Source organism: Pedobacter albus (assembly GCF_036324255.1).
Taxonomy (GTDB): domain Bacteria; phylum Bacteroidota; class Bacteroidia; order Sphingobacteriales; family Sphingobacteriaceae; genus Pedobacter; species Pedobacter albus.
Genome location: NZ_JAZDQT010000002.1, coordinates 1,063,250 through 1,080,094, shown reverse-complemented (window position 1 = coordinate 1,080,094; position 16,845 = coordinate 1,063,250). Strand labels below are relative to the sequence as shown.

At 46.2% G+C, this 16,845-nt stretch carries 14 protein-coding genes; 8 read left to right on the top strand and 6 right to left on the bottom strand.

What is annotated here, in order from left to right; genetic code table 11:
• Positions 1 to 103: 103 nt before the first annotated feature.
• Positions 104 to 940: a M23 family metallopeptidase gene (locus VRU48_RS14525; protein WP_330108639.1), complete on the top strand. Its 837-nt coding sequence runs from the start codon at positions 104 to 106 to the stop codon at positions 938 to 940.
• Positions 940 to 1,332, top strand: a complete 393-nt coding sequence (locus VRU48_RS14520) for a bactofilin family protein (protein ID WP_330108638.1) — start codon at positions 940 to 942, stop codon at positions 1,330 to 1,332. Before VRU48_RS14525 ends, VRU48_RS14520 begins: the two co-directional genes overlap by 1 nt.
• 22 nt (positions 1,333 to 1,354) lie before the next feature.
• Here VRU48_RS14520 and VRU48_RS14515 read toward each other — a convergent pair whose 3' ends face one another.
• Entirely contained in the window at positions 1,355 to 1,960 is a 606-nt protein-coding gene (locus VRU48_RS14515) for a DinB family protein (RefSeq protein ID WP_330108637.1), read from the bottom strand.
• A 45-nt stretch (positions 1,961 to 2,005) separates the two neighbouring features.
• Positions 2,006 to 2,545: a Crp/Fnr family transcriptional regulator gene (locus VRU48_RS14510; protein WP_330108636.1), complete on the bottom strand. Its 540-nt coding sequence runs from the start codon at positions 2,543 to 2,545 to the stop codon at positions 2,006 to 2,008.
• Positions 2,546 to 2,707: 162 nt separating this feature from the next.
• On the opposite strand from VRU48_RS14510, the gene VRU48_RS14505 reads away from it, so the two are divergent.
• The 3 genes from VRU48_RS14505 (at position 2,708) to VRU48_RS14495 (ending at position 8,661) form a co-directional block, all read left to right on the top strand.
• A complete protein-coding gene (locus tag VRU48_RS14505; protein WP_330108635.1) occupies positions 2,708 to 3,022 on the top strand; it encodes a DUF6660 family protein in 315 nt (104 codons plus the stop codon).
• A 75-nt stretch (positions 3,023 to 3,097) separates the two neighbouring features.
• Positions 3,098 to 7,465: a CusA/CzcA family heavy metal efflux RND transporter gene (locus VRU48_RS14500; RefSeq protein ID WP_330108634.1), complete on the top strand. Its 4,368-nt coding sequence runs from the start codon at positions 3,098 to 3,100 to the stop codon at positions 7,463 to 7,465.
• A 2-nt stretch (positions 7,466 to 7,467) separates the two neighbouring features.
• On the top strand, positions 7,468 to 8,661 hold the full coding sequence (locus VRU48_RS14495; protein WP_330108633.1) for an efflux RND transporter periplasmic adaptor subunit: 1,194 nt from the start codon (positions 7,468 to 7,470) through the stop codon (positions 8,659 to 8,661).
• Positions 8,662 to 8,812: 151 nt separating this feature from the next.
• On the opposite strand, the gene VRU48_RS14490 is transcribed toward VRU48_RS14495, so the two are convergent.
• The 3 genes from VRU48_RS14490 to VRU48_RS14480 all read right to left on the bottom strand — a co-directional run bounded on the left by VRU48_RS14490 (position 8,813) and on the right by VRU48_RS14480 (position 11,767).
• The gene (locus tag VRU48_RS14490) at positions 8,813 to 10,426 is read right to left on the bottom strand and encodes a discoidin domain-containing protein (RefSeq protein ID WP_330108632.1); all 1,614 of its coding nucleotides are present in this window, start codon (positions 10,424 to 10,426) and stop codon (positions 8,813 to 8,815) included.
• Positions 10,427 to 10,998: 572 nt separating this feature from the next.
• Complete coding sequence (locus VRU48_RS14485) at positions 10,999 to 11,148, bottom strand: hypothetical protein (RefSeq protein WP_330108631.1); 150 nt, start codon at positions 11,146 to 11,148, stop codon at positions 10,999 to 11,001.
• A gap of 118 nt (positions 11,149 to 11,266) precedes the next feature.
• Positions 11,267 to 11,767 (bottom strand): DUF1579 family protein, encoded by a 501-nt coding sequence (locus VRU48_RS14480; RefSeq protein ID WP_330108630.1) that lies wholly within the window; start codon positions 11,765 to 11,767, stop codon positions 11,267 to 11,269.
• A gap of 52 nt (positions 11,768 to 11,819) precedes the next feature.
• Here VRU48_RS14480 and VRU48_RS14475 point away from each other — a divergent pair, with 52 nt between their 5' ends.
• The 3 genes from VRU48_RS14475 to VRU48_RS14465 are packed head-to-tail and all read left to right on the top strand — an operon-like array spanning position 11,820 to position 13,517.
• Entirely contained in the window at positions 11,820 to 12,434 is a 615-nt protein-coding gene (locus VRU48_RS14475) for a hypothetical protein (protein WP_330108629.1), read from the top strand.
• Positions 12,435 to 12,462: 28 nt separating this feature from the next.
• Positions 12,463 to 13,026 (top strand): thiamine pyrophosphokinase, encoded by a 564-nt coding sequence (locus tag VRU48_RS14470; protein ID WP_330108628.1) that lies wholly within the window; start codon positions 12,463 to 12,465, stop codon positions 13,024 to 13,026.
• Positions 13,023 to 13,517, top strand: coding sequence for a GNAT family N-acetyltransferase (locus VRU48_RS14465; protein WP_330108627.1), 495 nt, complete (start codon positions 13,023 to 13,025; stop codon positions 13,515 to 13,517). Before VRU48_RS14470 ends, VRU48_RS14465 begins: the two co-directional genes overlap by 4 nt.
• Here the strand turns inward: VRU48_RS14465 and VRU48_RS14460 are convergent.
• Positions 13,514 to 16,819, bottom strand: a complete 3,306-nt coding sequence (locus VRU48_RS14460; protein WP_330108626.1) for a S41 family peptidase — start codon at positions 16,817 to 16,819, stop codon at positions 13,514 to 13,516. The genes VRU48_RS14465 and VRU48_RS14460 overlap by 4 nt on opposite strands.
• Positions 16,820 to 16,845: the final 26 nt, after the last annotated feature.

The following is a 16,845-nucleotide window of genomic DNA, read 5'->3' as shown; positions in this document are numbered from 1 at the left end:
CTATTGTTCTGGCAACATTTAAGCGGCTTAGCAGACAGGAGCTTTTATATGGGGCTGAAAATCATATATTTGCATCCTGACCAAAAGAAACAAACCACAAACTATGACAAGGAAGAAGGACAAAACCACCATCATCTTTGTTAACAAGAACCAAAATATAAACAGACCTATCCACATACCGAGTGCTTATATCCGCCATTGGAAAAAGTACGTTTGGGCATTGGGTGCTTGTTTTGCATTGTTGTTGGGTACCATTTTTTACCTCAGCTACAGCAAGGCATCGGTTCAGTTATCAAAAGATCAGTTAGCCAAGGAATTGGCCAAGGCCAAAACCCAAACAGCGGCATTAGATACCTCGCTCATTAAAAGATACTACCAGTCTATAGACCAGAAACTGGGCAAAATCAATAAATATTTAAAGGCTAGGGGTATTAAGCCCATCACCAAAGATGCTGGTGGCGAAAAGAGCGACGACATTGTTTCGGTAGAAGAAATAGGCCAATTTTATGATGGCTACTTAAATCGCATGGCTAATTATGTAGCTTATACGCCACTAGGTTATCCGCATTTTGGAGCCATTACTTCGGGTTATGGCCATCGCGAAAATCCATTTACCGGCGAAAACGTAGAATCGCATAAAGGATTGGACATCAAAGGCAATTATGGCGAAATTGTACGCAGCACCGCCAGTGGCCGGGTGGCTTTTGCCGGCAGAAGAGGCGGCTATGGCAATTGCATCGTCATCAATCATGGCAACGGCTTTGAAACCTATTATGGGCATTTGTCGAAAATCTTGATTGAAGAAGGCCAAAAGGTAAACGTAGGCGATCAAATTGGCAAAATCGGCTCCACAGGTCGTTCAACGGGGCCGCACCTGCACTACGAAGTACATAAAAACGGCAAAGTCATTAATCCTCGTTCCTTTTTAACCCTAGAATAATGTTCAAGAAAACCAAACAAACGCAATTAACGGCCATTGATCAGCAAGAAATCTCGACCCTTATTGGCGAAGGATTTGTACTGAACGGCGATATAACGGGGCAATCGGTCATTAGGATTGACGGTAAAGTTGTTGGCCAGGTCAAAGTTGGCGGAGGAATTATCTTGGGCGAAAAAGGCAGCATTATGGGCGATATCGAAACCACATCGGCCATAATTTATGGTTCGGTTAAGGGCAATGTAAAAGCCAAGCAGCTCGAAATCAAAAAAACGGGCGAAGTAAACGGCGACATCAAAACCGAAACCCTCGAAATAGAATTTGGCGCCCAGTACAATGGCAAGCTCGAAATGAAGCAATTGATTAAATCGGAAGAAAAAGAACTGCAGGACTAGGGGTTCATTTGTTCACTAGTCATTAGTTCATTGGGTGATTGGCCAATTGTTTTATTGTTAAACTGTTAACTGAGAACTGCAAACTGAGCATCCGTTCCGCTTGGCCAACATGCCTTTCATTGTGGTAAACGACAAAGCGAAGCGTGTCGCCCAATTTTAGCCTGATTAAGCTACTGATAGACACCGGTGTTCTGATTTTGCCTAAATCGAGGTCTTGGGCACGTTCAAGCAGTATTTTTAATCGTTCTTGTTGTCTTAAAAAGCGATCTATTACCGTAGGACTAAGCTGTCTGCTTTGCTTTGCCGGATTTTTATCGCTAGTGGTGCTCATCTTCTTTTGTTTTTCCTTTACGCGGACAAGCTTCACAAAATAATTGCCCAACACACCTGGCGTATAGCTTCCGGTTGTTGTTTGTTTGTGCGCCAGCATTTTGATTTCTATAGCCGGCAAATAAAAATCGCCATACAGATTGAGGTGCTCCAGGCATTCTAATATGCTCCATTCGCTTGGGTTGCGTTTAAAAGTAAGCTGGGCTAAATCCAACGTTTTAAAGTCTTTGGCCACCACGATGAGTCGATTGGTAATGCCCAGTAATTCGCTAATGAGTTGTGTGTTGTTGATTTTCATTGGGGCAAAGATCAAAACTGGCCGGCTATCAATTCTTGATTGGAATCAAGAATTTCGGATACGGCTCAAGGTTTCAGGGCTCATGCGCAGGTAAGAGGCGATGTACTTGAGTGGTACCTGCTGAAAAAGATGGGGACTTCTCTTCAACACCCTTTGCAAACGCTCGATCGGCGATACCGTTAAGAGGTCTACTTCCCGTTCCATTTGTTGCGCTATTACGGTTTCCAACAAGGTGTTGTAGGCCTTTAAGCTGGCCACGCTGGCTTGGCTAATTTCGATGACCTGCGCTTTAGAGATAACCTGGACTACCGTTTTTCGGATGGCCTCGACATAAAACTCGGAGGATTGTCCCGTTAAAAACGAAGCCAGTGAATTGATGATCGAACCCTCGTAACCCAGCCTAATGGTATGCTCTTCGTGGGCTGACGGCAGGAAAATACGAACCGCTCCCGATACAATAAAATAAAGGTTTTTTTCGGTTTCGCCCTCCCGAAGCAGGTACTGCCCCTTGGCATAGGTTTTTTGAATGCCTGCGGTTTGCAGCGAACGAATAAGCTGTGGCAAAAAAGATTCTGAGTTGGCCATGATAGAGGATAAAATTAACGGTTTTTTGGCAAAGCTGTTAGTCGAAGAACCAAGTGATGAAACCATCTTTGATTGGGCTCGCTTCATCAACCATCAACTATGGACTATTGACTTCCCGCCAAGGACTTCTGACTTTGAAATTTCTTTCCTACCTTTGCCTCAATGAGATACTTAACCATCATCTGTAGCGTATACATGCTGTTGCTGGCTTTTATGCCTTGCAAGGATGAACTGGTTATTGTTGTTTCGCAAACGCAGCAAGTTCTGCAAAAAGATTCGGGCAGTGCTGGCCATTGCAATCAAGAAGCCTGTCCGCCGTTTTGCACCTGTGCCTGCTGTTCGGTAGTGAGGCATTTCTTAACAACAGAGCCAATCGTTTATATTGAAAAATCGATTGTAAAGCCTTATTTGCCTACTGCAGTTTCGGCACTTCAAAAGCTGAGCATGCCCATTTGGCAACCCCCACAAAACGTTTAATACGACTTTTCCCTATTTCCAGCTGTAGGCCAAAATTGGTCTACTATTCCGTATCGTATTAAATTTTTCAATTTTATGTTTGATCAAATTATTTCGTTCTCTATCAAGAACAAAGTAACTATCGGGCTGTTTACCTTGGCATTGGCCTTGGCTGGCGTTTATGCCATCTATAACCTGCCGGTTGATGCGCAACCCGATATTACCAATAACCAGGTTCAGGTTATTACCCAGGCGCCAAGTCTGGGGGCCCAAGAAGTAGAACAGTTCATCACCGCCCCCATCGAATTGTCTATGGCCAATATTGCCGGCATTATCGAAAAACGCTCTATTTCGCGTTCGGGCATTTCGGTGATTACCCTCGTTTTTAAAGACAACGTAGATGTGTACTGGGCCCGGGCGCAGGTAAATGCACAGCTTAAAGAGGCCGAAAGCACCATTCCAAAGGGCATGGGCGAGCCGATGCTGGCCCCGATTACCACCGGCCTCGGCGAAATCTACCAATATGTAATCCACCCTAAAAAGGGCTATGAAGACAAATATACTGCTACAGACCTTCGTACTTTGCAAGACTGGTTGGTGCGTACCCAGTTGGCGGGTACCGAGGGCGTGGCAGAAGTAAGTGGCTGGGGCGGCTATGTAAAGCAGTATGAAATTGCTTTAGACAACGACAAGCTCAACTCGCTTGGCCTAACCATTCCCGAAATTTATGCAGCCTTAGAAAAGAACAACGAAAACACAGGCGGTTCTTACATCGAACAGCAGCACAATGCCTATTTTATCAGAGGTTTGGGTCAAATCCAGAATCTGGAAGATATCCGCAAAATTGTGGTTAAAAACCAAAAGGGCTCGCCTATCTTGATCCGCGATGTGGCTACGGTGCAGTTTGGCAGTGCTACCCGCTACGGCGCGGTTACCCGCAACGGCCAAGGCGAGGTGGTAGCGGGTGTAACGCTCATGCTCAAAGGCGAGAATTTTAGTCGGGTGATCAAGCATGTGAAAGAGCGCATGGTGCAGATCCAAAAATCGTTGCCCGAAGGTGTGGTGATTGAGCCGTTTATAGACCGTACCGAATTGGTTGGACGAGCCATGGGCACGGTAAAGAAGAACCTGTTAGAAGGGGCGCTCATCGTTATTTTTGTGCTGGTGCTTTTGTTGGGCAATTGGCGTGCCGGACTGGTGGTGGCTTCGGTTATTCCGCTGGCCATGCTGTTTGCCTTTTTCATGATGCATTTGTTTGGCGTATCGGGCAATTTAATGAGCCTCGGAGCCATAGATTTCGGGTTGATTGTTGATGGGGCCGTTATTATTGTAGAAAGTGTGGTGCACCATATCGCCACCGGCAATTACCGCAAACAGGGAATTTTGAAGCTGAGCCAGGCGCAAATGGACGAAGAAGTGAACGATAGCGCCGGCAAGTTGATGAAATCGGCCGCTTTTGGCCAGCTCATCATCCTGATCGTTTACCTGCCCTTGCTATCGCTGGTGGGCATTGAGGGCAAAATGTTCAAGCCCATGGCGCAAACCGTGGCTTTTGCCATCTTGGGGGCCTTCATCCTGTCGCTTACCTATGTGCCGATGGCCAGTGCCCTGTTCCTCAGCAAAAAAACAGAACATAAGCCTAACATTTCAGACCGGCTGATTGCCTTTTTGCAACGGATTTACCAGCGCGCATTAATTGGTGTACTTCGATTTAAAATTACCGTAGTTACGGTCGTTTTGGTGTTGTTTTCGATAGCCATTTGGGGTTTTGGCCGCATGGGTGGCGAGTTTATTCCCACTTTGGAAGAGGGAGATCTTACCGTAGAAATCTCGATGATGCAAGGTACTTCGCTTTCGGAAGCTGTAAGCACATTTGGCAAGGCCGAAAAGCTGCTGAAGGATAAATTTCCGGAAATCAAACAAGCCGTTACGCGTATCGGGAGTTCCGAAATTCCTACCGATCCTATGCCTATGGAAAGAGGCGATATGATGCTTTCGATGTTGCCTAAAAGTCAATGGAAATCGGCCAGCACCCGTGCAGAAATGATGGAAAAAATGGAAGAAACACTCGCTGTTATTCCGGGTATCAAAGCGGAGATTTCGCAACCGATGCAAATGCGTTTCAACGAGCTGATGACAGGCATCAGGCAAGATGTGGCCATTAAAATTTACGGCAACGATCTGGATGTATTGGCGCAGGAGGCCAATAAAATTGCCAAATTGATTCATGGCGTAAACGGCGTAAGCGAGCCTTTTATAGAAAAAGTGAGTGGCCTACCCCAAATACAGGTGGCCTACGATCGAAATAAGATGGCACAATACGGCCTCAACATCAGCGATGTAAACATGATTTTGAAAACGGCTTTTGCGGGCAATGCCGCCGGTGTGGTTTTTGAAGGAGAAAAGCGTTTCGATTTGGTTATTCGCTTGGGTCGCGAACTGCGCGAAAATATTTCTAGCGTCGAAAACCTGCTTATTCCTTTACCGTCGGGCAATAAAGTGCCGTTAAGCCAGGTGGCCAATATCGAATTTAAAGATGCGCCGGCACAGGTTTCGAGAGAGGAAGGCAATAGGCGTATTTATGTAGGCTTTAATGTGCAGGGTCGTGATGTAGAAAGCACGGTAGAAGAAATCCAGCAAAAACTGGATCGCGAACTGAAGCTGCCAAGTGGCTACTACCTTACTTATGGAGGCCAGTTCCAAAACCTGCAGGCCGCGAAAGCCCGTTTGTCGGTTGCGGTACCGATAGCCTTGATCCTGATCTTGTTGCTGTTGTATGCCACTTTTAGAAAGGTAAAAGACAGCCTGCTTATTTTTACGGCGGTTCCATTGGCTTCTATTGGTGGTATTGCGGCGCTGTTTCTGCGGGGTATGCCTTTCAGTATTTCGGCAGGTGTTGGTTTTATCGCGCTTTTTGGGGTGGCGGTGCTCAATGGTATCGTACTGATCGGTTATTTTAACCAGCTCAAAAGCGAGGGTATGGACAATATCTACAGTCGTGTACTCGAAGGGACTAAAACCAGGTTAAGACCGGTACTTATGACCGCTGCGGTGGCCTCGCTGGGCTTTTTGCCTATGGCGCTTTCTACCAGTGCTGGTGCCGAAGTACAAAAGCCTTTGGCTACGGTGGTTATCGGTGGCCTCATTACGGCTACTTTGCTCACCCTGTTTGTATTGCCTTGTTTATACCTCTTGTTCAACAAAAAAGAAACTACCAAACTCAAAATGCCTAAAAAAATGATGATAGGCTTGGTGGTGTTGGGAACGCTGTTTGCCAGCCAAGCCAATGCACAGCAAAAACCGTTGAGCCTCGATAGTGCCATTGCCAGGGCCTTGAGAAACAACCTGGAGGTGCGTTCTTCCGATTTGAGTGTAGCACAGGCTAAGGCCTTGCAAAAATCGGGCGTTGACTTGCCCAAAACCGAACTGATGCTTACCCAAGACCCAACCAGTGGTGGCAACATGGACAATGCCATTGGCATTACTCAAAATATAGCCTGGCCTGGTCTGTATGGCAAGCAACGCAAATTGCTTAATCAGCAAAGCACCTTGGCCCAGCGGGGCCTTCAGGCCACTCAGGCTGGTGTGGTTAGGGCGGTGCGCAATGCTTGGTATACCCAAGCGCTTTATCAAGAAACCATGCGTATTCTCAATTATCAGGATAGCCTCTATGCGGGCTTTGTAAAAAAGGCGGAAATCAGGTTTAAAACCGGCGAAACGTCTAACCTCGAACTGATGAGCGCACGCAACAAATACCAGGAAGTACAGGCCATGAAAATTGGCGCTTTGGCCGATCTGAAAAATAACGAAATGGCTTTGCAGCAGTTGCTCAATACCCAAGAGCCAATCCTGGTAGAAGTTAGGGCCTTGCCCCTTTTCTTGACTATTGAAACCAATAGTCTGCCTACTGCCAACAATGCTACCTTAGGAATAGCCCAACAGGAGATAGCAGTAGCCACGGCTAAAATTGCGGTAGAACGGGCCAAAAATATGCCCGATTTTATCTTGGGCTATAACCAGCAATTATTGGTTTCGGGGTTTAATCCGGCCAATATCAGTCGTACGTATTCACCGGGCACGCGCATTGCGGGCATACAGGTTGGCGTAGCCTTGCCCCTGTTTAATCAGGCTGGTCGAGCCAAGGTAAAGGCCGAACAGATCGGTGTGCAACTGGCTCAAGCCAATTATGACCATGCGCAATCGCAGGTGCAACTGGCCATGCAACAAGAGCTGCAACGCTACAATAAATTCAAGCAACTGGTTACCTATTACCTCAATGTGGGCCTTAAGCAGGCCGACGAACAGTTGCGCATTGCGCAGGTTTCGTTCAATTTGGGTGAAATCGGTTATATCGAATACATCCAAAACACCAGCACGGCGGTACAAGCCAAATTGGCCTACCTCGAAACCGTGAGCCAACTCAATCAATCAGCCATCCAATTACAGTATCTTAAAGGAGAATAATCATGCAAATTCAAAAATATAAACAGCTCATTTACCTGGCATTGCTAAGCGCAGGCCTTTTGGTTTCGTGCACCGACAAAAAGCCCGAAAAGGAGGCTGCTGCGGCTCCGGCCGAAGAAAAAAAGGAAGCCTTGGCGCTCAACCCCGAACAAATGAAGGCCGTAGGTATCGAAATTGGTCCGCTTGAGCAGCATAACCTCAGCGCAGTAGTAAAAGCCAATGGCCAATTGGCGGTTCCGCCACAAAACCAGGCCGATGTAAGCGTGCTGTATGGCGGTATCATCAGCCGGATCTACGTGCTCGAAGGCCAACAGGTAAAACAAGGCCAAGTGTTGGCGATGGTTAAAAACCAGGACCTGATCAAGCTGCAACAAGATTACCTGGCTAGCAAAAACAGTTTTGCCTATGTGCAGGCCGAATACGATCGCCAAAAACAGCTGAACGATGCAGGTGCCGGAACAGGCAAATCCTTTCAGTCGGCTACGGCTAATTTTAACGCCGAATCGGCCAAGTTGAAAGCCTACGAAAGCCAGTTGCAACAGCTGGGCATTTCGCCGGCCAAAATCTCGAATGGCCATATCGTATCGCAGTTTCCGGTTTCTTCGCCTATTAACGGTACCGTTGGACAGATTACCGCCAATACGGGGGCTTTTGTGCAACCGGGCACTTCAATTATGGAAGTGGTAGACAATGCTAAAATCCATTGCGACCTTACCGTATTCGAAAAAGACCTCATGGCTGTAAAAATTGGGCAGCAGGTTAATTTTCAGCTCACCAACCAAAACAACCAGGTGATTACCGGAACCATCAATGGCATTAACAAATCATTCGAAAACGAAAGCAAAGGCGTAATTGTACATGCGGTAATCCACAATCCGCAACACCAGAACCTGATTCCGGGTATGTATGTTACCGCCTTGATTAACGTGGGTACACAAAAAGACTGGGCCGTACCAGTTGCTGCCTTGGTGCGGACGGGTGGCAGGGCTTATATTTTTGTGGTTGAAGAACATGCCGATGGCCCAAAGCACAACGACTATCAGTTTAAAAAAGTGGAAGTGTCGACAGGAGTAAGCGAACTGGGCTTTACCCAAATCAAACCGCTAACCGAACTGCCTGCTAAAACAAAAGTAGTAACCAAAGGCGCCTTCTACCTCGAATCGAAGATTGCCGGTGGTGGCGAAGAAGAGGAATAGATAAACAACATCATCACAAAGTGCGGACAAATTTCTGTACACAAAAAAACAGCCCCATTCCGGTTTCGGATGGGGCTGTATCAATTAACTTATAACTATTAAGGAGCGCTCAAAACAAATAGGGACAATTATTTATAGATGGGGTTTGGTTTCAATACAAGCCTAGCTCGGCCAGGGCCGCAAACTGCAGTCCGTCTTGTGCCGAGTTGGCAATTACTTTTAAATACCTGAACGTTTTGGCACTGCCGAAATCGAAGTACTGGGGACCGTTTACGTTTTGCGCCACATAATTGTTGACGGAGGTAAAAGTGGTGCCGTTGGTACTGGTTAATACTTCAAAATTCTTGATGGCACGGCTCAACCCGCTTCTTTGTGTTAAACTCAGGCCATTTGCGGTTTTAGAAGCGCCAAGGTCTATCACTACATAATGCGGATAAGAAGTGGCAGAAGTGGTCCATCGCGAATGCCAATAAGTGCTGGCGTTGCCGTCAATCAGTCTGGCGGCCCTGCCATTGGTTGCACCTTCGCCACTGGTTTCTTCAGAGCTGAAAGCATAAATGCTCCAGCCGGTTTTGCTCAGCTCGTTTTTGGTGCTGAAATTCAATACCGGAACACCCCCGGCAAAAGTATAGGCATAAATCTGTTCGGTAACAGTGCCGTTGTCGTGCACCAGTTTTACTTTCAATTCGTAAGGAATGCCGTCTGCTTTCTCTACCAGGTCGTTGATCGGCATGACCACATTAAAACTGTCGGTTCCAATTTTTTTCGATTCCCAAGTAATGGCATTGTAATCGTGGTTAACACCCGTACCTTCGTTGTTTACGTTGGGGTCGTTATAATACAAAATGCTGGTTACATTGCCTGTTGAGGTAAATTTGCCCGATACCACAATGGCCGCCAATGAAGAAGAATAGCTGGCGTATATTTTGTTGATATTCGAAGTAACCGATCCGTAATAAGTATTGCTGTTGTTGTTAAATACCTGATTAGTATTGAGGATGGCTGCATCGGCGGCAGTTAAAAAAGTAGGGCTTTTGCCTAAAGTTCCATTGCCCGCCCACATCAGCGCCATACCCAACGAAGCATCGGTAGTGGCTCTTTGGCGATTATGTGGCAGATTGAGGCCATGGCCCAGTTCGTGCACCATGCCGCCAAACCAAACGCTGAAACGGTTGCCTACGGCATCGCTTTTGCCCAGGTTGGCAATGTCCATTTCTTCATAATCCAAGGCATAGCACCACCTGCCCGTACCGTAAAACGGGCCGCCACTTGGGGTCCCGTTCGAACCAATAGAATAGCGCGGAATAATAATTAAGGTATGATCACTGGTTTTATCGGTCGGATGGGCTGCAAAATAGGCATTCACCTCGCTGGCCACCGCTCCAGATCCGCCAGAATAAGGATAGCTGCTTTTGGGCAGGCTACCCCTAATGGTTATGATTTTTACGCCACCAGCGCCATCATCGGCTAATCCAAAAGTTTTGTTGCCATAACCGTTTCGGTTCATTTCCTGTTTGTACCAGTCTTGGGTCCAGAGTAAAAGATCGCTCAGCCTTTTTCTGTAGCCTGCTAGCGTATCGAGGTCGTTTGGCACGAAATAAACAATGTTTACATTCCGTGTTTGGGTTACAATGTTGGCCAAAGCCGATTTGTTGTTAATGGTAAAGGTTTTTTCAGTTGTTTCTAACGTTTCTGCCTTCTTGCACGAAAAGACAAAGAGAGAAGCACAAAAAACGCCGGCTAACAATAGGTTGATTTTTTTCATAAGATAAAATTTAGGGTTTAGGTTATCGTGTTTAGCATATTTGTCTGATCATACTGCTGTAGCCCAGCCTCTTTTCAACCTTTGCTTACCTTATTGCCTTGCTTTACCTCTTTCCAAATTTTTGGCAAAAATTCTGGCTTCAGAAAATAGATTTGTTTACCCTTTTCTAACAATTAAGTTACATACAAAACCAAGGAATGGCGTGAATTAAAATCACGCAAACGTTTGTCTGGTTTCTGCCCAAAGAAACTTGTCGGCAAAGTGCTCAAATAGCCTAATACTACCAATCAGGTAGTTTTAATAGATTGTAAATTAGAGTGTTGAATTTTTTGACAGCACAAACGTTTGATAAGCAATAATTTAGCGGTTTTTGCTCAGGGTTGATACAGTATGGCCGATTGATAATGTCCCTAAATCGTTGCATAAACTGGTAATTGCCAACCGAGAACTGTTTAAACTTAGCTATGGCTTCTCAGGTGGTGAGATTGTAGGAGAAAAGCGAGCCTTCCATTCATGAGATCGTTTTTTGGAAATTGCTAACCGCAACTTGAAATCCGGAGAACTAATTCACTTTAGTTTTTGGGGTGAACTTCTTTTTTAAAGCGGTCGGCAGGCATGTTGGTTTTAAGAAACAAGACAAAGCCTACGCCAGCCAAGGCAATGATTACAGCAATGATGGTAAGCCAAGAGACCGGCTTTTGGGGTGATTGAGGTGTTGTCATCGGCACAAAAATAGCTTAAATAAAGCGCTTAGGCAAAATACCTCCAGGGCATCATCTCATTAGTCGTCTTCCTGGTGCCTTTGCTCGCCTTTTTGTGGCTGGTTACTGGAGTTGGCGCCTAAGATTGGATGCGATGGTAAATCGTTTCGGTGGCCTTGGCCTCTTCGCCCTGTGGGGAAATATTGAAAGCCCTGATGATAAACTGGTCCGAATTGATGATTTCGAGCTCGGTGCGCCAGCCCCAAAGCTCGGCAACACCTGGCCAACCATACTGACCTGTTACCGAAAATCCAAAGCTGGTTTCGTGTCCTGTCGATTGTAGTATGCCCGTGCCCATGTGGAAAGTATCAACCCAGCTGCACTGGCATTTGGCGTTTTGAAGGTCGTAGCCCCAAAGCATCTTGCCCTCGAAAGGCTTCCCGTTAATGCGGCCAACGTATTCGTAGCTTAGAAAACGGCCATCCATAATCAGGTTCATCCGGCCTCGCATCGGCGATTCATCAGCCAATACGTCTTTTTCAAACCAGGTGCGTGTTTGCCCATCCCAGCTACCTACTAGGCCCGCCAGCCTCAAGTGCGGTCCGCTTTTTTTGGAAGTTTCGAAATTAATTGTGCTCATCCTTACTAAAATACGGATTTTAAGTAAATTTACATTTACGAAAATGTTAAATATGAAAATCAGAACCATTCCTGTCTTGCTCTATACCCTTGGCTTATTGGCGTGTAACGCTTCGCCCAAAAAGGAGGAGCCAGCCGCCAAAGAAGCGCCCCAAAGCTATACCAATGCCACCATTGGCTGGACCATGGCCATACCACAGGGCTTCAAACTGGTTAGCCAAACCAAAATCAAGGAAAGGGAGGAGAAAGGAAAAGAAGCCTTGGGCAAGGTATACGATGGCGATATGAGCACCGATAGTTTGCAGCACTTGCTGAATTTTCAGAAAAACCAGCTCAACCTTTTCGGCTCTACCCTAGAAAAATATACCGAAAAACATCCCGGCGAGTACCTGAAAAACAACGAGCAGCTTAAAAAACTGCTTTACGATACCTATACGAAGCAAAATGTTAAAATAGACACTTCTTCGGCCACCGAAAATATCCAGGGCCACCAGTTTCATGTCTTTAAGATTAAAATTTATGGGCCAAGTGGCGCTCCGCTTATGAACCAGGTTTTGTATGGTTCTTTAATTAAGGGCTACGATTTTGGGGTAAGCATCAATTATGATAACGAAACCGATAAAAAACTGATCCTCGATGCCTTTAGGCAATCAAAATTTGAGCACTAGGAATTGGTAAGTTTATTATCTTAGCCACATGTCGTCACATCATATTGTAAGAGAAAAACAGGAACCTGCGCTTTACATCCACAGCCTGGGCAATTTTAACGAAGAATATTTGGGCCAGTTGCTGGAATGGAGCCCCACGGTAATTGTTGCGGCCAGTGAATACGAAAAAGTAATTTCGCTGGGCCTGAAAATAGACGTGGTCATTGGCGATGCCAAGCCAGTGCAGGCACAGGAAAACACCAAGTGGCTCAACCTGGGCCAAAACGATTTGGCTACGGTAACCCAATACCTGGTGCAGGAAGAATACCCTGCAGTCAACATCATTAGCCAGGAAAGCAAGTTCGATGATCTGGTCGATTTGTTGCCTCGCATCAACGTGGTGCTGTTTACCGAAACCACCAAGAGCTACCCGATTAAACAGGGCTTTAGCATCTGGAAGCCTGCCGGAACGGTTTTTAAGATCGACATTATCAATTATTTCGAAACCGATAACCTGAAGCAGGAAGACAATGGCGATTTTGTGGTGATTAAAGACGGTTTTGTAAGTTTTGTTTTTACAACCGATTACATGTTTTTAAGCGAATTATTATGATTTATTTGAGAAAAGCAAAAGAAGAAGATATAGCTACCATTACCCGTTTGGCCGAAGAAATATGGCCCCAAACCTATAGCGAATACATCAGCGAAGGACAATTGCGCTACATGCTTGACCTTATGTACAACAAAGGCGAGCTGTTGGGCCAGTTCAGAAAAGGACATATCTTTTTAATTGCTACCGAAGGAAGCAAGGATGTGGGTTTTGCAGGTTTTTCGCTGGTTAACCCCGAAGAATACACCTATAAACTGCACAAGCTTTATGTATTGCCCGAAATGCACGGCAAAGGCGTAGGCAAGCTGTTGATTAACGAAGTGGCCGATATTGCCAAAAAGAACAATGGCAAAGCGCTGCAACTGAATGTAAACCGTAACAACAAGGCCAAGGATTTTTACGAAAGGGCTGGTTTCAAAATCAAAGAAACCGTTGACCTTGATATCGGCAACGGTTTCTTTATGAATGATTATGTGATGGAGAAAGCGCTTTAGTGTCCTCTTATCGGATCTTTAGGCTTAGCTACATTCGGGTATTTATAGGTTTTCATTTCATCTTGCAATAGCTTGATGGTTTTTTCCAGTTGTGGATCTCTGCCCTCCAACAGGTCTTTTGGCGTTTGCTCTACAAAAACATCGGGTGCTACACCTTCGTTTTCGATAATCCATTTGCCATTGATGTCGTAAATACCAAAGTTTGGCGAGGTAATACGGCCACCATCCAATAAGCTTGGATAGCCGCTAATGCCCACCAAAATACCCATGGTGGTACGTCCTACCAATTTGCCCAGGCCTTTAAACCTGAACATGTAAGGCATCATATCGCCACCAGAACCGGCATTTTCGTTAATCAACATGGCTTTTGGTCCAAAAATTCCGTTGCCTGGCGTGGTAAAGCTTTTACCGTCCCTAATGGCCCAATAGCTGATCAGGTCGCGGCTTAACAAGTCGATTACGTAATCGGCAACCGATCCACCACCGTTGTTGCGCTCGTCAATCAGCAAGGCCTTTTTGTCCATTTGCGAGAAATAGTATCGGTTAAAGTTGGCATAGCCTTCGGCACCGGTATTGGGCATGTAAACATAGGCGATTTGGCCATTGCTCAATTGGTCAACACGTTTTCTGTTTCTTTCGGTCCACTCGGTTTTGCGCAGGTCCATTTCGGCGGCTGCGGTAATCGGTACCACTACCACTTCTCTGGCACCCGTTAAGCTCGGCTTGCTGTTAACCTTAATGGCCACTTGCTTGCCTGCCTTGAAATCGAAATGGCTGTAGATTGAGGTTTCGGCGGTTAAAGGAACGCCGTCAATGGCTACAATGTAATCGCCTTCGTTAATATTCAGTCCTGGTTCGGCCAATGGCGCTTTAAAAGTAGGGTTCCAATCTAAGCGGTTAAAAATCTTGCTGATTTTGTAGAAACCGTTTTCGATTTGGTAATCGGCACCCAGCATACCTACCGAAACCGATGGCGCACTAGGCTCATCGCCCGGATAGATGTAGTTGTGGCCAACCACCATCTCGCCCATCATTTCGTTAAACAAGTAGGCCAAATCAGACCTGTGGTTTACGTACGGCAAGAATTTCTCGTATTTCTTTTTCACCGCTGGCCAATCGGCACCGTGCATGTTTTCGGCATAGAAATATTCTTTTTCCATTTGCCACACCTCGTTAAACATCTGTTTCCATTCTGCAACAGGATCAACAAAAACTTTTACGCCGTCGGTTTTGATTTTTCCCGCCTCTGACGAAGCTGGTTTCTGTGCCGCCGGAACTACGTAGTAATTGCCACGAGAAGTATACATCATCGATTTGCCGTCGGCACTCACGGTTACGCCAAAAACACCTTGTATCAAGCTGGTCGATTCCATTTTGGCCAAATTCAAGGTGCTTAATTCGCCATTTCGGACAAATAATAACTGACCATCAACGCCACCATCGATACTTGATAAACCACTGGCCGGAATTGGCAGGGCGATGATGCGGTTGCTCAAATCGTCTAAATCAATTTCGGTAGGTTTTACCGCATCTGTAGGCTTAGCTGGTGTAGCAGCCGGTGTTGCTGGCTTGTCTTTGCCGTCTTTTTTAGGCTCCTCTTTTTTCGGTTCTTCCTTTTTTGGTGCAGGATCATCAGCTTTTATCGTTTCTTCGTCGCTTTCTGTTTTGTACAGCGAAGGCGTTTTTTTAGAAAGGATCAAAGCATAGGCATTGTAGTTTGGCGAACGCTCGTAAGCCGACATGTGCAAGCCACTATTGGTTAAGCCTACGTTGGTACTGGCCAAAAAGAACAGGTACTTGCCGTCTTTGCTAAAAGTTGGGCCAACGGCATTGCTCATGCCATCGGTTACCTGCGTGTGCGTTTGTTTTTCGATGTTGTAGATGAAAACGGCACTCACCGTATTTGGCAAAGTAGCCACGTAAGAAATCCATTTCGAATCTGGCGACCAAGCCGGTTGCAACGAATTGTAGGTTCTGTTGGTGGTAGAAGCCAATTTGTCTTGTTTAACCAAAACCGGTTTACGGGTATTGATGTCGATGTAATACAAATTCAGGTGGCTGTCGCCGTAAAACAATTTTTTGCTGTCTGGCGACCAAGTAGGCTGGAAATAGAAATGCGAATCGCCCAGGTCGATATATTCTGGAGCGCCTTTGGTGGCTTGGTTAAGTAACACCAATTGGTATTTTCCGTTTTTGTCCGACAGGTACGAAACATATTTCCCGTCAGGCGACCAACCCGGATATTTCTCATAGCTGCCCGGCGAGTTAGACAGGTTTCTGGCATCGCCTTTTTCTTTAGGCACCGAGAAAATCTCGCCACGGCTTTCGAACAAAGCCCTCACGCCTTTTGGCGATACCTCGAAATTGCGAATATCGCTGGCCATGTCAACATAATGGGTGCGTTTGTACGGTGCGTCTGCCTGTATGCTGATGTTCAGTGTGCTCACTTTGTTGGTATTCGGGTCGAGCAAATTGATGCGTCCGGCCTGTTCAAAAGCCAAAGCGCCATCACCAGCGGTCAACGATTTGATGTCGTAATCCTTGTAGTTGGTTATTTTATCAACTTTTTTGGTTTTGGTATCGTAACTGTACAGGTTTAGCGTCAGGTCTTTGTCGCTTAAGAAATAAACCTTGCTGCCCAACCATTGCGGTTTTACGTTGTTGGCGCCTGTGCCCGGTACAATTTCGATGTCGTTGGTTTTGGTGTCGAAAATCCAAACCTGTGGCATGCCTCCGCCACGGTAGCGTTTAAAGGCCACGTTTGCGCGGTCGGTTGGATCGGTGTTTTTAATGTAGGCCCAATAGCGCTTATCGGCCGATGGCGAACCCTGAACGGCCTCGGGCATTGGCAAGGGTTTTTCGTCTTTGCCATTTACGTTGATGCTGTGCATGCGCGAGGTAAGCGCATATTGGTAATCGCGGGTTGAGGTAAAATAAACCTCGTTGTTGTTGAGCCAGCCCCTTATCAAATCGGCGTTTGGATGATAGGTTACTCTTTTGGGCTCGCCACCATTAATGGAAATGGTGTAGATATCGGTATTGCCATCGTAGTTGCCGGTAAAGGCAAGCTGCTTGCCATCGGGCGAGAATACCGGACTTTGTTCAACCGCCGGATTAATGGTAAGCCTGCGCGGGTTGCTGCCATCCCTATTGGCAATCCAAATATCGCCGCCATAAACAAAGGCCAAATTGTTGGCGCTTACGGCGGGGCTTCGGAGCAACAAGGTTTCTGATTGTTGGGCAAATGACGAAACGGATAGCAGAGCTCCGCCAATAAATGCACCAAGGGTTTTGATGTTCATGTTTAAATAGATTGTTTTAGTTGAGG